General features: G+C 73.1%; 14 protein-coding genes and 1 pseudogene. 8 read left to right on the top strand and 7 right to left on the bottom strand.

Annotated elements, in window-relative coordinates; genetic code table 11:
* Nucleotides 1–32: 32 nt before the first annotated feature.
* Complete coding sequence (locus ACZ60E_RS41435; RefSeq protein ID WP_469447368.1) at nucleotides 33–971, bottom strand: Rossmann-like and DUF2520 domain-containing protein; 939 nt, start codon at nucleotides 969–971, stop codon at nucleotides 33–35.
* A gap of 193 nt (nucleotides 972–1,164) precedes the next feature.
* Between ACZ60E_RS41435 and ACZ60E_RS41430 the strand changes: the two genes are divergently transcribed.
* Nucleotides 1,165–2,334 carry a threonine aldolase family protein gene (locus tag ACZ60E_RS41430; RefSeq protein ID WP_469447367.1) on the top strand — a complete coding sequence of 390 codons (1,170 nt, stop codon included), beginning with the start codon at nucleotides 1,165–1,167 and terminating at the stop codon, nucleotides 2,332–2,334.
* A 55-nt stretch (nucleotides 2,335–2,389) separates the two neighbouring features.
* Here ACZ60E_RS41430 and ACZ60E_RS41425 read toward each other — a convergent pair.
* Nucleotides 2,390–2,602 (bottom strand): annotated as a pseudogene (locus tag ACZ60E_RS41425) (hypothetical protein); the annotation flags it as partial.
* A 212-nt stretch (nucleotides 2,603–2,814) separates the two neighbouring features.
* Here ACZ60E_RS41425 and ACZ60E_RS41420 point away from each other — a divergent pair.
* Nucleotides 2,815–3,921 (top strand): DUF5937 family protein, encoded by a 1,107-nt coding sequence (locus ACZ60E_RS41420; RefSeq protein WP_469447366.1) that lies wholly within the window; start codon nucleotides 2,815–2,817, stop codon nucleotides 3,919–3,921.
* A gap of 262 nt (nucleotides 3,922–4,183) precedes the next feature.
* Here the strand turns inward: ACZ60E_RS41420 and ACZ60E_RS41415 are convergent, their stop codons facing one another.
* Nucleotides 4,184–4,855 (bottom strand): response regulator transcription factor, encoded by a 672-nt coding sequence (locus ACZ60E_RS41415; RefSeq protein ID WP_189773250.1) that lies wholly within the window; start codon nucleotides 4,853–4,855, stop codon nucleotides 4,184–4,186.
* Between the two features lie 57 nt (nucleotides 4,856–4,912).
* Nucleotides 4,913–6,121: a sensor histidine kinase gene (locus tag ACZ60E_RS41410; protein WP_366785711.1), complete on the bottom strand. Its 1,209-nt coding sequence runs from the start codon at nucleotides 6,119–6,121 to the stop codon at nucleotides 4,913–4,915.
* 148 nt (nucleotides 6,122–6,269) lie between these two features.
* Here ACZ60E_RS41410 and ACZ60E_RS41405 point away from each other — a divergent pair, with 148 nt between their 5' ends.
* Nucleotides 6,270–7,325, top strand: a complete 1,056-nt coding sequence (locus tag ACZ60E_RS41405) for an SAM-dependent methyltransferase (RefSeq protein ID WP_469447405.1) — start codon at nucleotides 6,270–6,272, stop codon at nucleotides 7,323–7,325.
* Nucleotides 7,326–7,386: 61 nt separating this feature from the next.
* Here the strand turns inward: ACZ60E_RS41405 and ACZ60E_RS41400 are convergent, their stop codons facing one another.
* A complete protein-coding gene (locus ACZ60E_RS41400) occupies nucleotides 7,387–8,538 on the bottom strand; it encodes an NADH-quinone oxidoreductase subunit D (RefSeq protein WP_210881812.1) in 1,152 nt (383 codons plus the stop codon).
* A gap of 31 nt (nucleotides 8,539–8,569) precedes the next feature.
* Here ACZ60E_RS41400 and ACZ60E_RS41395 point away from each other — a divergent pair, with 31 nt between their 5' ends.
* Both ACZ60E_RS41395 and ACZ60E_RS41390 read left to right on the top strand, forming a co-directional pair.
* Nucleotides 8,570–9,109, top strand: a complete 540-nt coding sequence (locus ACZ60E_RS41395) for a PH domain-containing protein (RefSeq protein ID WP_469447364.1) — start codon at nucleotides 8,570–8,572, stop codon at nucleotides 9,107–9,109.
* 98 nt (nucleotides 9,110–9,207) lie between these two features.
* The gene (locus ACZ60E_RS41390; protein ID WP_469447361.1) at nucleotides 9,208–10,524 is read left to right on the top strand and encodes a PH domain-containing protein; all 1,317 of its coding nucleotides are present in this window, start codon (nucleotides 9,208–9,210) and stop codon (nucleotides 10,522–10,524) included.
* Nucleotides 10,525–10,617: 93 nt separating this feature from the next.
* Here ACZ60E_RS41390 and ACZ60E_RS41385 read toward each other — a convergent pair whose 3' ends face one another.
* Nucleotides 10,618–12,555: a hypothetical protein gene (locus ACZ60E_RS41385; protein ID WP_469447359.1), complete on the bottom strand. Its 1,938-nt coding sequence runs from the start codon at nucleotides 12,553–12,555 to the stop codon at nucleotides 10,618–10,620.
* Nucleotides 12,556–12,989: 434 nt separating this feature from the next.
* Nucleotides 12,990–14,114: an alpha/beta hydrolase gene (locus ACZ60E_RS41380; protein WP_469447357.1), complete on the bottom strand. Its 1,125-nt coding sequence runs from the start codon at nucleotides 14,112–14,114 to the stop codon at nucleotides 12,990–12,992.
* 202 nt (nucleotides 14,115–14,316) lie between these two features.
* Here ACZ60E_RS41380 and ACZ60E_RS41375 point away from each other — a divergent pair, with 202 nt between their 5' ends.
* The 3 genes from ACZ60E_RS41375 to ACZ60E_RS41365 all read left to right on the top strand — a co-directional run bounded on the left by ACZ60E_RS41375 (nucleotide 14,317) and on the right by ACZ60E_RS41365 (nucleotide 17,749).
* A complete protein-coding gene (locus ACZ60E_RS41375; protein WP_469447355.1) occupies nucleotides 14,317–16,209 on the top strand; it encodes a phosphatidylglycerol lysyltransferase domain-containing protein in 1,893 nt (630 codons plus the stop codon).
* A gap of 125 nt (nucleotides 16,210–16,334) precedes the next feature.
* Nucleotides 16,335–17,249 carry a dihydropteroate synthase gene (gene folP / locus ACZ60E_RS41370; protein ID WP_469447353.1) on the top strand — a complete coding sequence of 305 codons (915 nt, stop codon included), beginning with the start codon at nucleotides 16,335–16,337 and terminating at the stop codon, nucleotides 17,247–17,249.
* The gene (locus tag ACZ60E_RS41365; RefSeq protein WP_469447352.1) at nucleotides 17,246–17,749 is read left to right on the top strand and encodes a nuclear transport factor 2 family protein; all 504 of its coding nucleotides are present in this window, start codon (nucleotides 17,246–17,248) and stop codon (nucleotides 17,747–17,749) included. The genes folP and ACZ60E_RS41365 overlap by 4 nt, the downstream gene beginning before the upstream one ends.
* Nucleotides 17,750–17,919 lie beyond the last annotated feature (170 nt).

Genomic DNA, 17,919 nt, shown 5'->3' with positions numbered 1-17,919 from the left:
GGCGCCCGAGTCTGCACCTGAACCCGCGCGCGTCATCGGACGTCTCCTTCGGGGACGTCCGGTCCGTCGGGGCCGTCGGCGAGTACGCCCAGGAGGTCCTCGGCGAGTTCCGGCTTGAGCAGGCCGTGGGCGAGGGCCCGGTCGGCCGTCGCGCGGGCCATCGCGAGGTAGCCGGCGACGGTCTGCGGGGCGTGCGCGCGCAGCTCGGTGATGTGCGCGGCGACCGTGCCCGCGTCGCCGCGCGCCACCGGTCCGGTGAGGGCCGCGTCGCCCGACCTGAGGGCGTTGTCCAGTGCGGCGCCCAGCAGCGGGCCCAGCATCCGGTCCGGGGCGTCGACGCCGGCCGTGCGCAGCAGGTCCATGGACTCGGCGACCAGGGTCACCAGGTGGTTGGCGCCGAGCGCGAGGGCCGCGTGGTAGAGCGGCCGGGACTCCTCGGCGATCCACTCGGGCTCGCCGCCCATCTCGATGACCAGGGCCTCGGCGGCCAGTCGCAGTTCCTCGGGGGCGGTGACCCCGAAGGAGCATCCGGCGAGCCGCTGTACGTCCACGGGGGTGCCGCTGAACGTCATCGCGGGGTGCAGGGCGAGCGGCAGTGCCCCGGCGCGCAGGGCGGGGTCGAGGATCCTGGACCCGTAGCGTCCCGAGGTGTGCACGAGGAGCTGGCCCGGCCGGATGGAACCGGTGTCGACGAGCCCTTCGACCAGGCCCGGCAGGGCGTCGTCGGGGACCGTCAGCAGGACCAGGTCGGCCCGCTCCAGGACCTCCTCGGGTGTCACCAGCGGCACGTCGGGCAGCAGTTGCGCGGCGCGGCGCCGGGAGGCGTCGGAGACCCCGGAAACGGCCACCGGGCGGTGCCCGGCGAGCTGCAGCGACGCGGCCAGCGCGGGGCCCACCCGCCCGGCGCCGACGACGCCGACGGTGAGGCGCGCGGGGCGGTCCTTGGGGTCTGCCTGGGGGAATGTACTCACTCGACGGCGGCCTTCCGTTCCAGTCCGCTCGGGGTACCGGACGCTTTCTCGTCATGTTAACGCGATCGGTCCGAGGCCGTTTTTCTGTCCACAGGTTCTTGTCCACAGCCTGTGGGAAATCCACAGGCCGCGACGGGAAGGCCATCGTTGAATTCGCGTGCTCCTCGTCCCGGCGTCCTGCATCATCCGGAGCATGAGCGATGCGGCACAGGGGTCGGAAGTGGCGGAGCAGACGCCCGAACAGCGGCGGGAGCGGCGCAGGGTCGCCTGGCGAGGGGCCCGGCGGGCGCTGTGGCGGCCCGGTTTCCGCGCCACGGTCGGTGAGCTGCTGACCTGGCTGACGGACGCGGCGCCGGACGTGTACGACCTGGACCTGCCGGTGGACATGTACGGCAACGGGATCGTCGAGACCCTGGAGGAGCGGGTCGCCGCCCTGCTCGGCAAGGAGGCCGCCGCCTTCTTCCCGTCGGGGACCATGGCCCAGCAGGTGGCGCTGCGCTGCTGGGCGGGCCGTACGGGCAACGCGACGGTGGCGATGCATCCCCTGTCCCACCCGGAGGTCCACGAGAGGCATTCCCTCAGCACCCTCAGCGGCCTGCGGACCGTGCATCCCACGGGCGAGCCGCGGATGCCCTCCGCCGGCGAGGTGCGCGACCTGGACGAGCCCTTCGGAGCGCTGTTCCTCGAACTGCCTCTCCGGGAGGCCGGTTTCCTGCTGCCCTCCTGGGAGGAGCTGGTCGCCGTCACGGACGCGGCACGCGAACGCGACGCCGTGGTGCACTTCGACGGGGCCCGCCTGTGGGAGTGCACCAGCCACTTCGGCCGCTCCACGGCCGAGATCGCGGACCTCGCGGACAGCGTCTACGTGTCCTTCTACAAGTCGCTGGGCGGCTTCGGCGGCGCCGCGCTCGCGGGCCCGAGGACGCTCGTCGACGAGGCGAAGGCCTGGCGCCACCGGTACGGCGGCCAGATCCTCCAGCAGTTCCCCACCGCCCTGTCCGCGCTGATCGGCCTGGAGCGGGAACTGCCCCGGCTCCCGGAGTACGTGGCCCACGCGCGCGTGGTCGCCGCGGCGCTGCGGGAGGGGTTCGCCGCGGCGGGGCTCCCCTGGGCGCGGGTCCACCCGGAGGAGCCGCACACCCACCAGTTCCAGGTGTGGCTACCTCACGAGGCCGACGACCTGACCGACGCCGGGACGCTGCAGGCGGAGGAGACGGGCGTGTCGCTCTTCCCGCAGGTCTGGGACCGGCGCGGGCCCGGCCTCGCGTACACCGAGGTCACGGTGGGCGCGCCGGGCCTGGAGTGGACGGCGGACGACGTACGGGCCGCCGTCAGGGAGTTCGCGGCGCGCATTCCCCGCTGATCACCGGGCCGGCCGGCCCGGTCGTGCCGGCTTTCCCACTCGGGCGGGCCTTCCCGGTCGGGCGGGAGAGCAGGCGCGTCCAGGCGGCCCGTACCCGTGCCCGGGACCGCCCCCGGGCGGGGCGGCCCGCCAGGACCGCGCGGAACCGCCGGTGGTCGGGCAGTTCGCGCATGACCTGCCAGTCGTGGGCGCCGGGCGCGGGCGGGGTCGGGTCGCCGTGCTGCCGGGCGCGATAGGTGTCCAGTAGGTACTGCTGCGTGATGCTCATGGCGGATCGCCTTCTCGGGACGGGTACGGACGTCTGCCAGGGCCGGTTCCGGCATCGCTTGCGACATCGGTTCCGGCTCCGGGCGTTCTCCGTGGGCCCCGCGGTGCCCCGGTGGACCCAGCGTGCGCCGGGTCCGCCCCCGCCGTCCCGTGGATTGACGGCGCTCGTCAATCGGGGGCCGCGTTGTCGGTGGCGGGGTGCACCATGAGGTCATGAGCGTGACCATCGACATCTCCGGGCTGCGCAGGGAGCGGGTGGCCGTCGTGCCCTCGCCCCTGGCCGAGTTGTGCATGGCACTGCACGCGCTGGCCGAGCCGGGCCACCACCCCGGCCTCCAGGGCTGGGCGACCGGTGTGACCGCCCGCCTCGATCCGCATCTGGCCGACCGGATGTGCGAGGCCGACTTCCTGTGGCGGACGACGTTCTCGGACCTGTTCCTGCCGTACGCGGGAGCGACGGGCGGCAGCACGCTCCCCGGCGCCACCCTCGCCGAGGAACTGGACCTGCTCGACAAGCTCACGGACGAACAGTTCGTGGACGCGGCCCTGGAGTTCACCTGCGCGCTCCCGTACGACATGCAGGGCGCCGGCGCCCTGGCCGACCCCGTGTCCCGGCGGCGGGCCCTGGAGCTGGCCGCCGCGCGCGGGCCACGGCCGGCGGACTTCACCGAGCGGCTGCTGGCCGACCCGCCGCGGATCCGGGCCTGGCTGCGGCAGTTCCTCGAAGACTGCGACGAGGCCTTCTTCGCCGACACCTGGTCCCGGCTGCGCCACCAGCTCGCGGCGGACGCCCGCCGCAAGACGGACCTGCTCGGCCGCCTGGGTCTTGGCGAGGCCCTGGCGTCCGTGTCGGCCGCGGTGACGCTCGACGAGGGCGCCGGCCGGATCGTCGTGGACAAGCTGGGCCACGGCCGTACGTCGATCCGGGCGGGCAGTCTCCTGCTGGTGCCGACGAGCCTGGGCTGGCCGCATCTCATGGTGCTGCACCGGTACGGGTGGCAGCCGGTGATCCACTATCCGGTGGGCTCACCGGAGCTGACGGTCCCGACCTCCGTCGAGCAGCTGACGCTGCGGATGACGGCCCTGTCCCATCCGATGCGGATGCGGCTGTGCCGGAGCCTGGCCCGCAGCGCGTTCACCACGAGCGAGCTGGCGCAGACGCACGGGATGACTGCGCCGGAGATATCGCGGCATCTGAGCGTGCTGAAGAAGGCGGGGCTGCTGACCACGCGCCGGCGCGGGCGGTACGTCCTGCACCAGCTGGACGTCACGATGGTGGCGCGCCTGGGCAGCGACTTCCTGGAGGGCATCCTCCGCTGACCGCTCCGCGGGGGCTGCCGATTGTCGTCGGCTGCGGGTTCGGTGGGGGCTGGCCGCGCAGTTCCCCGCGCCCCTCAAAAGCGGGGCTACGCCCCTGCTTTTGCCCCTTTAGGGGCGCGGGGAACTGCGCGACCAGCCACACACGACCGTCAGCCGACAAGAGACACCGGCCACCCCGTGCCCTCAGGGGCGCGCGGAACTGCGCGGCCCGCCCCCACCGGCCCGCAGCCGAAGACTGGGCCCGTGCCGGAGCGCGGAGCGCTCAGCCCTGCCCGCCCGCACGTACAAGGCCCGTCTCGTACGCAAGGACCACGACCTGGACCCGGTCGCGCAGGCCCAGCTTCGTGAGGATGCGGCCCACGTGCGTCTTGACCGTCGCCTCGGAGAGGACGAGCCGGGCAGCGATCTCACCGTTGGACAGTCCCTGGGCGACGAGGATCATGACCTCGCGCTCCCGCCCGGTCAGCCGCTCCAGCTCCTTGTGCTGGGGATCCTTGCCCGCGCTCGGCAGCAGCGGCGCGAAGCGGTCCAGCAGCCGCCTGGTCGTCGAGGGCGCGACCACCGCGTCACCGCTGTGCACGGAGCGGATCGCGGCGAGGAGCTCACCGGGCGGCACGTCCTTGAGCATGAAGCCGGAGGCACCCGCCTTCAGCCCCGAGAAGGCGTACTCGTCGAGGTCGAAGGTGGTCAGGATCAGCACCTTCGGCGGGTTCGGGTCCGAGCAGATGCGCCGGGTCGTCTCCACCCCGTCCAGCTTCGGCATGCGGACGTCCATCAGGACCACGTCGACATCCCTGCCGCGCAGCGCCTGCAAGGCCTCCACACCGTCGCCCGCCTCCGCCACGACCTCCATGTCCGGCTGGGCGTCGAGCACCATCCGGAACCCGGTGCGCAGCAGCGCCTGGTCGTCGACGAGCATCACGCGGATCGGCATGGGGAGGTCCTCCGGTCGGTTCGAATGCGCGTACGCGTCTTCGCATGCGTGCACGTGTCAGTGAGCGGGCTTGAGCGGAAGCAGGGCGCTGATGCGGAAACCCCCGCCGGGACGGGGCCCGGCGTCCAGGGTGCCGCCGACCATGCCGATGCGCTCGCGCATACCGATCAGTCCGTGGCCCTGGCCGTCCACCCCGCCCTCCTCGTACAGCTCGTGCGGGGCGCCCTTGCCGTCGTCCTCGACGAGCAGGCCGAGGCCGTCGTCGAAGTAGACCAGGCGCACACTCGCTCCCGCGTTCGGCCCCCCGTGCTTACGGGTGTTGGTGAGTGCCTCCTGCACGATGCGGTACGCGGTCAGCTCGACGCCGCTGGGCAGCGGACGCGGCGTGCCCTCGATCTTGAAGTCGACGGGGAGGCCGGAGCCCCGGCACTGCTCGATCAGGTCGTCGAGCTGTTCCACGTCGGGCTGCGGCACGTACTCGCCGGACTCCTGGTGCTCGCCGGTGCGCAGCACGCCGAGGAGGCGGCGCATCTCGGCGAGGGCCTGCCGTCCCGTCCCGGAGATGATCTCCAGGGCCTTCTTGGCCTGGTCGGGGGCGGAGTCCAGTACGTACGCCGCGCCGTCGGCCTGGACCACCATCACGGAGACGTTGTGCGCGACGACGTCGTGCAGCTCGCGGGCGATCCGGGCACGCTCGGCGGCGACCGCGACCTTGGCCTGCGCCTCGCGCTCCTTCTCCAGGCGCGCGGCCCGCTCCTCCAGCTGCGCGAAGTAGGCGCGGCGGGTCCGCAGGGAGTCGCCGAGGACCCAGGCGAGGGCGAAGGGAACCGTCTGGAAGATCACTATCGCCACCTGCCCGGCGGCGCTCTGGTGCTCCTCCGGCCAGCGCAGCTGCGCCAGCGGGGCCGCGAGCAGGCCGGCCGTCAGGGCGAGCCGGGACGCCCAGCGGGTGCCGTTCGAGGCGACCGTGTAGGTGATCACCAGCAGCGCGAAGTCGGCCGGCGCCAACGGCATGTCGAGGACCAGCTGCGCCCCGCCCATGGAGACGGCGAGGATCAGCATCGACTCGGGCAGCCGCCTGCGCAGCGCGATCACCAGGCAGAGCAGCAGGGTGATCGGAAGGGTGACGGCCAGATGGTCGGTCCCGGAGTCGGAATTCTCCTGCCCGGCCGTTCCGCTCGCGACCGAGATCCCGAGCAGGACGACGGCCCAGAAGCCGTCGACCCATGTCGGGTGCCTTCGGAGAAAATCATAGAGGCGCTGCACGTAACCCAGCGTAGGGAAGCGTGCTGTGTGCAGGGGTCAACCGGAGGGTCGATCCGTAACCGGTGCTTGTACTCCCCAAGGTGGAGGCCGCCTTGAACTTGCCGCTTAGCCTGGCGAGGTGACGGCCGGGGAAACAGGGGTGGGCGCAGTGGAGCGTGAGGCGGCGGGCGGGACGCGCGGGTGGCGCCCGGCGACCGAGGAAGCGCTGTACGGGCCCCGCGGTTTCTATCGCAGGCCGGAGGGTCCCGCGGGTCATTTCCGCACCTCGGTGCACGCGTCACCGCTGTTCGCGGGGGCCGTGGCCCGGCTGCTGCTGCTCGTCGACGAGGCGCTGGCCCGTCCCGCCGAACTCGCCTTCGTCGACCTGGGCGCGGGCCGCGGTGAACTGGTGGATGCCGTCCTGAAGGCGCTCCCCGCCGAAGTGGCCTCCCGCGCGCGTGGGTACGCGGTGGAGCGCGCCGCCCGTCCCGCCGGACTCGACCACCGGATCGGGTGGCTCCCGGAGCCCCCGCCGGGCGTCACGGGCCTCCTGTTCGCCAACGAGTGGCTCGACAACGTGCCGGTGGACGTGGTCGAGGTGGACGCGCACAGGGTGCCCCGCGTCGTCCTCGTGGACGCGGCCGGGACGGAGTCCCTCGGGGAGCCGGTGGGGGGCGCGGACGCGCGCTGGCTGGAGAAGTGGTGGCCGCTCACGGGCACTCCCGGCGACCCGCTCCCCGCGGAGGGGCTGCGGGCCGAGATCGGTCTCCCCAGGGACACCGCCTGGGCGTCCGCCGTGGCCGCTCTGGGCCGCGGTCTGGCCGTCGCCGTCGACTACGGGCACGCCGCGGGCGCACGGCCGCCCTTCGGGACGCTGACGGGCTTCAGGGAGGGCCGGGAGACGGCACCCGTGCCGGACGGCTCCTGCGACATCACCGCCCATGTGGCGCTGGACGCCTGCGCCCTGCCCGGCGGCCGGCTGCTGAGCCAGCGGGACGCGCTGCGGACGCTGGGCGTGAGCGGCGGACGGCCGTCCCTGACCCTGGCCTCCACGGACCCGGCGGCCTACGTACGGGCCCTCGCGGGCGCGGGCGAGGCGGCCGAACTGACCGCCCGGGGCGGCCTGGGCGACTTCGGCTGGCTGACCCAGCCGGTCGGCATCCCGAACCCGCTCCCGGCCTCGCCGCAAGGCCCCCTCCCGGAGACGAAACAGCCCTCTCCGTAGAGCCCCGCCCGTCGACAGGCCCTACTTGTGGCCGACGAGCCCCGCCGCTCCCGGACGAGCCCTACTTGTCGATGTCCCCCACCACGAAGAACAGCGACCCCAAAATCGCCACCATGTCCGCGACCAGCGTGCCCGGCAGCAGCTCGGTGAGCGCCTGGATGTTGTTGTACGACGCCGAACGCAGCTTCAGCCGGTACGGGGTCTTCTCGCCCTTGCTGACGAGGTAGTAGCCGTTGATGCCGAGGGGGTTCTCGGTCCAGGCGTACGTGTGGCCCTCGGGGGCCTTCAGGACCTTGGGGAGCCGCTGGTTGATCGGGCCGGGCGGCAGCTCCGCGAGCCGGTCCAGACAGGCGTCCGCGAGGTCGAGCGCGTTGTGGGTCTGCTCCAGAAGGCACTCGAAACGGGCCAGACAGTCGCCCTCCTGGCGCGTGACGACCTTCAGGGTGTCCTGGAGTTCCCCGTACGCGAGGTACGGCTCGTCCCGGCGCAGGTCGAAGTCGACACCGGAGGCGCGTGCGATCGGCCCGCTCACTCCGTAGGCGTGCACCGCCTCGGGCGAGAGCACTCCGACACCGCGCGTACGCCCCCGGAAGATCTCGTTGCCGAGCACCAGGCCGTCGAAGCGGTCCATCCGGGAGCGCACCCCGGAAACGGCCTCCCGCGCGCGCGTGGCCCAGCCGGCCGGCAGGTCCTCCTTGAGGCCGCCCACCCGGTTGAACATGTAGTGCATGCGCCCGCCGGAGACCTCCTCCATGACGTGCTGCAGTTCCTCGCGCTCGGTGAACGCGTAGAAGATCGGGGTGATCCCGCCCAGTTCCAGGGGGTACGACCCGAGGAACATCAGGTGGTTCAGGACCCGGTTCAGCTCGGCGAGGAGCGTGCGGGTCCACACCGCGCGCGGGGGCACCTCCATGCCGAGCATCCGCTCCACACCGAGGACGACGCCCAGCTCGTTCGAGAACGCGGAGAGCCAGTCGTGGCGGTTGGCCAGCATGATGATCTGCCGGTAGTCGCGCGCCTCGAAGAGCTTCTCCGCGCCGCGGTGCATATAGCCGATCACCGGCTCCGCGTGCTGGATCCGCTCCCCGTCCAGGACGAGCTTCAGCCGGAGTACGCCGTGGGTGGACGGATGCTGGGGCCCGATGTTGAGCACCATGTCGGTGCTCTCCGCGGCGCCGCCGATGCCGACCATGGTCTCCGTCGTAGGAGTCATGCGGACAGTCTGTCGTACGTACGCTTGCTGCATGGAGACGGGGACCTCGGAAAACGCGGGGCAGACAGCGGGACGGCCGCCCGGGCGGGCAGCGGGGCGGCCGGCGGACGAGCCGGTGTGGATCGCGCTGCCGCCGGGGCTGCTGAGGATGCGACGGCTGTTGCTGGTGGTGTGGCTGGGGCTGCTGACCCTCGCCACGGGCCTGCTGCTCGGTCTGTTCGCCGGTCCCGCCTGGGCGGCGTTCGCGCTGCTGCCCCTGGCCGCGCTGCTGTGGGGCTGGCCGATGCTGGGGCGCAACTGGCGTTCCTGGCGCTATGCCGAGCGCGCGGACGACTTGCTGATCAGCCGCGGCGTCCTCTGGCACGAGGAGACCGTCGTGCCGTACGGGCGCATGCAGCTGGTCGAGGTGACCTCGGGTCCCGTGGAGCGGCACTTCGGGCTGGCGAGCGTGCAGCTGCACACGGCCGCCGCGGCGACGGACGCCCGTATCCCCGGGCTCGTACCGGCGGAGGCGGAACGGCTGCGCGACCGGCTCACCGAGCTGGGCGAGGCCCGATCGGCGGGGCTGTGACGACGTCGCCGGACGCCCCCAGGGACGTACAGGACATACGGACCGGGACCGCGACCGGAACCGGGAACGGGGCCGGAGCCGGGAACGGGGCCGAGGCCGTGTCCGGGACCGCGCCGGCGGGGGAATCCGTGCCGCGCGAGCGGCGGCTGCATCCCGTGACGCCGCTGCGGCGCGCGTGGGCGCCGGTCGCCGTGATCGCCGGATGGGCCGTGCACGACCCCGACGGGGCGCAGCGGCAGCTGATGCGGCTCACGACGACCGTCCTGCTGGCCGCCCTCGCCGCCGCCGTCCTGGGAGCCGCCCTCTACGGCTTCCTGAGCTGGTGGTTCACGCACTTCTCGGTGACCGACACCGAGCTGCGCATCCGTACGGGCCTGGTGTTCCGGCGTACCGCGCACATCCGGCTCGAACGGATCCAGGCCGTCGACGTCACCCAGCCGCTGCTCGCCCGTGTGGCCGGTGTCGCCAAGCTCAAACTCGACGTCGTAGGGACCGACAAGAAGGACGAGCTGGCCTATCTGGGCCAGGAGGAGGCCCGGATACTACGGGCCGAACTGCTCGCCCGGGCCGCCGGTTTCGCCCCCGAGAGCGTGCACGAGGTGGGCGAGGCGCCGGTACGGCAGCTGCTGCACGTACCGGCCAAGGTGCTCGCCGTCTCGCTCGTCCTGACCGGGGCAACCTGGGGGACGCTGGCCGCCGCACTCGTCGTACCGCCGCTGCTGTGGTTCGCCACCCACAGCGTGTGGACGGTGCTCGCGACGGCACTGCCGCTGCTCGGCGCGGCGGGCGCGAGCAGCGTGGGCCGCTTCGTCTCCGAGTACGACTGGACCGTGGGCGAGTCCCCGGACGGGCTCCGCATCGACCACGGGCTGCTCGACCGTACGCACGAGACCGTGCCGCCCGGGCGCGTCCAGACCATCCACATCGTCGAGCCGCTCCTGTGGCGGCGGCGCGGCTGGGTCCGGATCGAGCTGGACGTGGCGGGCTCGTCCAACTCCGTCCTCGTACCGGTCGCCCCGCGCGAGGTCGCGGAATCGGTCATCGCGCGCGTGCTGCCCGGCGTGACCGTGCCGGGCACCCTCGAACGGCCCCCGCGCCGGGCCGGCCGGTGCCTGCCGTTCTGGTGGCGGGGGTACGGGATCGCCGTCACCGACACCGTCTTCGTGGCCCGGCACGGGCTGCTCCGCCGCAGCATCTCGCTCGTACCGCACGCGAAGGTGCAGAGCGTGCGCCTCGAACAAGGGCCGTGGCAGCGCCGTCAGGGGCTCGCCGACGTCCGGGTGGACACCGGGGCCAACAAGACCGTGACGGCCCGGCTGCGGGACGCCACGGAGGCCGCGGAGCTGCTGTACGCGCAGGCGGACCGTGCGCTGACCGGCCGGCGCGAGGCCAGGCCGGACCGCTGGATGGCCTGATGGCCTGATGGCCGGACATGGGTGAGGGCAGTGGCTGTTCGCCACTGCCCTCACCCATGTCGCCGTTCCTGGGTCCCGAGGTCGGGACCTCTCCTAGGAGACCGCGCTCCGCAGTTCCGTCAGGTCGATGCGTTCCGTCTCGTCGTGCGCGGTCAGGTCGATGACCTGGCCGACACCGCGCGACTCCTCGCTGACGGGCTTGAAGCCGGACTCGCCCTCGGCCTTGTGGAGCGCGAGCGCCTCCTGCCCGATCACGTCGGCGAGGTCCTCGTTCTGCACGGCCTGCAGCGTCTCCGCGCCCTTCTGCGTACCGAAGAAGTCGAAGCCGCCCTCGACGGAGGGGCGCCGCACGGGCGTGGCCGGTGCGACCGCCACGGCCGTGGGCACGGTGAAGTGTCCGGCGGGGCGCGGGGGCCGCGCGGCGGGCGTCAGCGCGGCGGCGCTCGTCGGCGACGGACCGGCCTCGGCCGCGGGCGGCTGCTGTACGCGGGCCACCTCCGACGGGGTGGGACGCGCGAGGGCGCCGCCCGGCGAGGACTCCGGGGCCGGCGCGTGCGTGGTGTCCGGCGCGGGCCGGGACGCGGTGCGGGTCGCAGTGGACTGCAGGGACGTCACGCCGACGGCGCCGGACCTGGCGCGGGGCCGGGCGGTCCCGGCGGGCTGCGCGGTCTCGGCGGGCTGTGCGGTCTCGGCGGGCTGTGCGTGGGCCCGTACGGTCTCGGTCGCGGTGGCCTGTACGGGCCTCGGGGCGGACGCGGCGGCCGTGCGCTCATGCCCGCCGACCGCCTCGGGCTTCCCCAGCGCCTCGCCCTCCTGCCGGGTGTCGCCCTTCGGCGCCCCCGTCATGGCGCCGCCCGCGGCGGAAGCGGCGGCGGCCTTCGGGGAACCACCCGGCCTGGGCGCGCCCTTGCCGGGGCCGCCCGGCGACGGCGAACCCTTCCGGGCACCGCCCTTCGCGGGAGTCCGCTTGGCCGGGCCGCCCTTGGGGGGCGTGGTCGGCGCGGGACCGTCGGTGTCGGGGTCCTCCGGGGCGGGGTCGTCGACGGTCGCGGTGTTCGCGACGGCGTCGGCCTGCGCCGAACCGGCTTCGGCATCGGTCCCGGTTTCAGCTTCCGCTTCGGTCCCGGTTTCAGCCTTGGCTTCTGCGTCGGCGGCTATGGACGCGTCCGCCGGCGAGTCGGCCCGCACCGGGCCGGACTCCTCCGAGACGGCCTCGACGGCGGTCTCGTCCGCGGACTCGGCCGTGGAGGACTGGTTTGTGGAGGGCTTGGCCGTGGACCCGTCGTCGTCCGAGGTGTCCGAAGCCTTCGAAGTCTTCGAGTCGGCCTTCGAGGCATCCGCGTCGTCCGACTGAGCCGCCTCGCCGACCGCGGCGCCCTTGCGGGCCCCCAGGAGCCGGTCCAGCGCCGAGTTGGCCTTCACGTAGAGGACCGAGGCCGCGGAGGACGCCGCCAGGGCCGCCTGGACCGTCGCCGTCGTCGCCTCGGGCAGCGCGGCCTCGGGAGCCGCGTCGGCGGATCCCTCGGGAGCCGTCTCCTCGGCCGTCGGGTCCGTGACGGGTTCCTCCGGGGCCGGCGCGGCCTCTATCTCCAGGAGCCGGCGGCCCTCCAGGGCGGTGGCCCGCTCGGTCTCCGCCGTGGCGTACCGCCTCAGCAGCGCGGCGTGCTCGTTGCGCAGTCCGGCCAGCTCGGCACGCTTGGCGCGCAGCCGCTGTTCCAGCTTCGTACGGAGTTCGCGCGACTCGTCGAGATCGCTCTCCAGTTCGGCGACCCGCTCCTCGTGACGCCACTCGTCGCTCGCGCGCCCGCGTGCGAGGTCCGCGACGCGCCTGCCCGCCGAGGCGTCCCAGCGGCGCATGACGATCGCACCCATGACGGCCGTCAGCGCGGCGCCCGCGGCCAGCCCTCGGAGCACCATCGGTTCGGAGAACAGCCATGGCCCCACGGCGCAGACGACGGATACGCCTGCGATCGCCGAGGGGGGCAACAGCCGGTGCAGAGGTGGGGAATGGCGGTGACGTCCTCGTGGCATGGCCAGAAACTTACCGCGCGTAGGCGAATGATGGTGCCCCGCAGAGCAAAACGCAGCCACACCGAAACCTTCTCACCGCCCCTTCACCGGACAATCCCCGCACCGGCCCCTCCCGGAAACCGACTTGGGCCCGCCACCAGCAGCCGCACGGGTCCCACGCCGTCCGTCCGCGGTCCGCCTATTCGGCGCGGACTCCCCCATGGCCGCCGGGCCACTTCTCGATCAAGCTCCTCGCATTCGCCACCGGGCCGAGATCACCGGCCTTGCCACGGGACTTCCCGAGATCGGCAGAAATCCTCGGGCCGGTGAATTCAGCGGACTTCGCCGCGTATTCGCGTACGACCGCCGCCGGAAGCCCTCGACCGGCGTTCGTTCGGCGGTCGCTCGACGATCACGGCCGCGCAGCTATCCCTCAGCCGTCGCTCGGCGATCCCTCAGCGGTCGCTCAGCCGGCCGCTGAGCCACTGGAGGGTCGCCGGGATCTCGCGCCGCCAGGTGTTGAAGTTGTGGCCGCCGCTGTCGAGGATGATCGACGAGATCCGGGTGGGCTTCCTCGCCTCGACCAGGTCGATGAACCGCAGCGTCTCCCGGTAGTTGCTCTCGCCCTGTCTGCTGCTGCTGACGAGCAGCGAGGTGTCGGGCGCGGGCCGGTGCTTCAGGTACCAGACCAGATCGGCGCTGTCGCGCAGCTCCTGGTCCCCGTGGAAGAGATCGCCCGTCGTGGGGTCGGACGGCGGCCGGTAGTACGGGGACAGGCCCGCCCCCGCGGCGTACGTCCCCGGGTGGTGGATCGCCAGTTTCAGCGCGCAGTAGCCGCCCGTCGAGTCCCCGACGATGCCCCAGCTGCCGGGTTTTCCGCCCACCCTGTAGTGATGTGACACGGCGTCGGGGAGGTCCTGGGCGAAGAACGTCTCGGCCTGCGGCCCGCCGGGCACGTCCACGCACTCGGTGTCGCGCGGCGGCGCCACGGTCGGCCGCATCATGACCAGGATCATCGGCTGCATGCGGCCGTCCTTGGCCAGCGCGTGGGCGGTCTGCGGATAGTGCAGGCCCTTGACGAGCGCCTCCGCGGTGCCGGGATAGCCGGTGAGCACGACGGCGGCCGGGAACGTACGGGTGCGGTACCGCGGCTGGAAGTACTCCGGCGGCAGATAGACGTACGCGGGACTGGCGATGTGCGTGCGCCTGCCCACCAGTTCGACCTTCTGGAGCTGGCCGCCGATCTGCGGCCGCGCCCCGCCGGACACGTTGACCTGCCGGGTGCCGACCACCTGGAGCGGCCCGGCCGTGTCCCCGGGGTCGTGGTCGACCACGACGCCCTGTCCGGACTCCCGGCCGAGGAGGTCGGCCCAGCTCGCGTAGAAGCCGAAGGCCTGGTTGGCGCCGAGGCCGACCGACGCGAAGACCGCGACCTGAGTGGCCGTCAGCACGGCGACACGGCCCGACACGGCACGCCAGTCGCGGCGCGCGAGCAGCGGCCAGCACCACACCGTGCCGACGAACAGCAGCACGGCGACGAGGACCACCAGTGCCAGCACCTTGTTGCTCGTGAGTCCCATGAGCTGTTCCTGCCTGCGCTTTCCGACCGGTGGCCGCACCGCTACCTTCACGGTGCCTTGCCCCGGTCTTTCCTTTCCCTTTGGAGCGGTTTTCCGGAAGGGAGTGAACCTGGCTCCTCAAGACGCCGTCCTAGAGGGCGCAATGTCGCCGGATGCCGGATTGGCACCGGATTCAAGGTCTCTCGCAGAACCACGGGATGCGATGTCTGTCAGGATAGATGGGGAAAAGTCGGGCGAGGTTCCGGAACGAACGGACCGGCCGCGGGGCGCACTCGGCCGTCCGGGCGGCGCACCGCGCGATGCGCGCCGTGTTCTGCACGTCCCGCGCCGCGTCCTGCACGGTCCGCGCCCCGAGGCCGTCCCCGCCTGGGTCGCCCGGGCCTGCACGCTCGTGGGCGTCCTGGACATCGCCGCGGGTGTCTTCCCGCGCTTCCGCCACAGCCGGATGCACACGCTCGCGGAGGTACTGCCGGGCGCGCTCGGCCCGTTCGCCGCCGCGCTGTCGCTCAGTACGGGTGTGCTGCTGCTCCTCCTGGCCCACGGACTGCGCCGGCGCAAACGGCGGGCGTGGCGGGCCGCGGTGGTCCTGCTCCCGGCGGGCGCCCTCGCCCAGTTCACGTACCGTCACTCGCTCGTCGGCGTGGTCATCTCGCTGGCGCTGCTGGTCCCGCTGCTGCGGCACCGGGACGAGTTCACGGCGCTGCCCGACCCGCGCAGCCGCTGGCGGGCGCTCGCCAACTTCGTCCTGATGGGCGCCGGTTCGCTCGTGCTGGGCCTGGTCGTCGTCAGCGCCCACCCGCACCGCATGATCGGCGACCCGAGCCTCGCGGACCGTATCGAGCACGTGCTGTACGGCCTGTTCGGCCTGGAGGGGCCCCTCGACTACACGGGCACCACGTCCTGGACGGTGGCCTTCTCGCTCGGCGCGCTGGGCCTGCTGACCGCCGTGACCACGATCTATCTGGCCTTCCGTCCCGAACACCCGGCCGCGCGCCTCACCGAGGACGACGAGGTACGCCTGCGCGCCCTCCTGGACAAGCACGGCGGGCGCGACTCGCTCGGCCACTTCGCGCTCCGCCGCGACAAGGCAGTCGTCTTCTCCCCCAGCGGCAAGGCGGCCGTGACCTACCGCGTCGTCTCCGGGGTGATGCTCGCCAGCGGCGACCCGATCGGCGACGTCGAGGCCTGGCCCGGCGCCATCGAGCGCTTCATGGACGAGGCGACGGCCCACTCCTGGACGCCGGCCGTCATGGGCTGCTCCGAGACCGGCGGCGAGGTCTGGACCCGCGAGACCGGCCTCGACGCCCTCGAACTGGGCGACGAGGCGGTGGTGGAGGTCGCGGATTTCTCCCTGGCCGGGCGCGCGATGCGGAACGTGCGCCAGATGGTGAAGCGCATCGAGCGGGCTGGCTACGAGACCCGGGTACGGCGCATCCGTGACCTGGGCGAGGGCGAGCTGGACCGCATCCGCAGGGCCGCGGAGGACTGGCGCGGCACGGACACCGAGCGCGGCTTCTCCATGGCGCTCGGCCGCATCGGCGACCCGGCGGACGGCGACTGTCTCATCGCGACGGCACACAAGGCGGACGGCGGGCACGGCCCGTACGGCGACCTGAAGGCCGTACTCCACTTCGTCCCCTGGGGCGTGGACGGGGTCTCCCTGGACCTCATGCGCCGGGACCGCTCGGCGGACCCCGGCATGAACGAACTGCTCATCGTGGCGGCCCTCCAGGCCGCGCCCCGCCTGGGCATCACCCGGGTCTCGCTGAACTTCGCGATGTTCCGCGCGGCCCTGGCCCGCGGCGAGAAGATCGGCGCGGGCCCGGTCCTGCGGGTCTGGCGCGGTCTGCTGGTGTTCCTGTCCCGCTGGTTCCAGATCGAGTCGCTCTACAAGTTCAACGCCAAGTTCCGCCCCGGCTGGGAGCCCCGCTTCGTCGTCTACCGCACCTCCCGCGACCTCCCCCGCATCGGCCTCGCCGCCCTGCAGGCCGAGGGCTTCGTGAGCCTCGCCCTCCCGCGCGTCCTGCGCGGCCGCCCGAAGGCACCCCGCCCGTGCGCCCACGCACTGACGGAACACGACGTACGGGCGGCCTGAGCGCCCCGGCCCCCGTCGAGCCCCGGCCGCCCCGCGACGCCCACCCCCGTGCCGCGCGGCGGCCGGTCCTGGCAGGTCCACGGCAGTGAGGGGTGACCCGCCCCCGTGGGCCTAGGCTGGACGGTATGAGCAAGATGAGTGGGCGAGGGCAAGTGTCAGGGCTCCCGGCGTGGGACCGCTGTGCGGTCATGGGCGTCGTGAACGTGACCCCCGATTCCTTCTCGGACGGCGGACGCTTCTTCGACACGACCGCCGCCGTCAAGCACGGCCTCGACCTGGTCACGGAGGGCGCGGACCTGGTCGACGTGGGCGGCGAGTCCACCCGCCCCGGCGCCGCCCGCGTCGACGAGGCGGAGGAGCTCAAACGCGTCATACCGGTCGTCCGCGGCCTCGCCTCCGAGGGCGTCACGGTCTCCGTGGACACCATGCGCGCCTCCGTGGCCGAGCGCTCGCTCGCGGCGGGCGCCGCCCTCGTCAACGACGTCAGCGGCGGCCTCGCCGACCTGGCGATGATCCCCGCCGTCGCCGCCGCGGGCGCCCCCTTCGTGGTCATGCACTGGCGCGGCTTCCTCCAGGGCAGCACCGTCCGGGGGTCGTACGAGGACGTCGTCTCCGAAGTCGTCGACGAGCTCCACGCACGCGTGGAGGCCGTTCTGGCGGGCGGCATCGCCCCGGACCGCATCGTCGTCGACCCGGGCCTCGGCTTCTCCAAGGAGGCCGGGCACGACCTCGTCCTCCTCGCCCACCTCGACCGTCTCCGGGAGATCGGCCACCCCTTGCTGGTGGCGGCGTCCCGCAAGCGGTTCCTCGGCCGCGTACTGGCGGGCCCGGAGGGTGCCCCGCCGCCCGCCCGGGAGCGGGACGCGGCCACCGCCGCGGTCTCCGCGCTCGCCGCCCAGCAGGGCGCGTGGGCCGTCCGCGTCCACGAGGTACGGGCCACCGCCGACGCCGTCCGCGTCGCCCGGGCCGTGGAGGGCGCCCGCACCGCGGAGGGTGAGCGGACCGCCCGGGGAGCCGCGACCGTCGAGGGAGCCCGGTGAGCGCCCCGCACACGGACGTCGAACAGGTCGAACTCGCCAACACGGCCTTCTACGAGACGCTGGAACAGGGCGACTTCGAGGAACTGTCCTCGCTCTGGCTGACGCCCTCCGACCTGGGCCAGGACGAGGAGTACCACGACCCCGCGCAGGCCGGTGAGGTCTCCTGCGTCCACCCCGGCTGGCCGGTCCTCAACGGCCGCGGCGAGGTCCTGCGCTCGTACGCGCTGATCATGGCGAACACCGAGTACATCCAGTTCTTCCTGACCGACGTGCATGTCTCGGTCACCGGTGACACCGCGCTGGTGACCTGCACGGAGAACATCCTCAGCGGCGGCCCCCCGCCCGAGGACAGCGACGAACTCGGGCCGCTCGTGGGCCAGCTCGTCGTCGCGACGAACGTGTTCCGCCGCACCTCGGACGGCTGGAAGCTCTGGTCGCACCACGCCTCCCCCGTCCTCGCCGAGACCGACGAGGACGAGCCGGACGACCCGACGTCCTGAGAACGGCTGCGGCCCGCCGCAGCGCCGAGGCGGGCCGGGCGGGCGATCACCGTCGTAGTACGTTGGTGATCGTGGCGCCGGCCCCGGGGCGCCGGTCCGCGGCCCGGCCGACCGGCCGTGTCAGTGCCCGCGGGTAGATTTTTTCGAGGCCGGTGTACCGCCCCCGCACA

The organism is Streptomyces sp. NPDC102514 (assembly GCF_055584525.1).
The sequence above is the reverse complement of the archived record's forward strand: the minus strand, read 5'-3'. Positions and strand labels throughout refer to the sequence as shown.

Bases quoted from the DNA above. Each gene is read 5' to 3' on its own strand.
- ACZ60E_RS41430 (WP_469447367.1), top strand. From the start codon at position 1,165: ATGAGCGATGCGGCACAGGGGTCGGAAGTGGCGGAGCAGACGCCCGAA.
- ACZ60E_RS41420 (WP_469447366.1), top strand. From the start codon at position 2,815: ATGAGCGTGACCATCGACATCTCCGGGCTGCGCAGGGAGCGGGTGGCC.
- ACZ60E_RS41415 (WP_189773250.1), bottom strand. From the start codon at position 4,855: ATGCCGATCCGCGTGATGCTCGTCGACGACCAGGCGCTGCTGCGCACC.
- ACZ60E_RS41400 (WP_210881812.1), bottom strand. From the start codon at position 8,538: ATGACTCCTACGACGGAGACCATGGTCGGCATCGGCGGCGCCGCGGAG.
- ACZ60E_RS41395 (WP_469447364.1), top strand. From the start codon at position 8,570: ATGGAGACGGGGACCTCGGAAAACGCGGGGCAGACAGCGGGACGGCCG.
- ACZ60E_RS41385 (WP_469447359.1), bottom strand. From the start codon at position 12,555: ATGCCACGAGGACGTCACCGCCATTCCCCACCTCTGCACCGGCTGTTG.
- ACZ60E_RS41380 (WP_469447357.1), bottom strand. From the start codon at position 14,114: ATGGGACTCACGAGCAACAAGGTGCTGGCACTGGTGGTCCTCGTCGCC.
- ACZ60E_RS41375 (WP_469447355.1), top strand. From the start codon at position 14,317: ATGTCTGTCAGGATAGATGGGGAAAAGTCGGGCGAGGTTCCGGAACGA.
- folP (WP_469447353.1), top strand. From the start codon at position 16,335: ATGAGCAAGATGAGTGGGCGAGGGCAAGTGTCAGGGCTCCCGGCGTGG.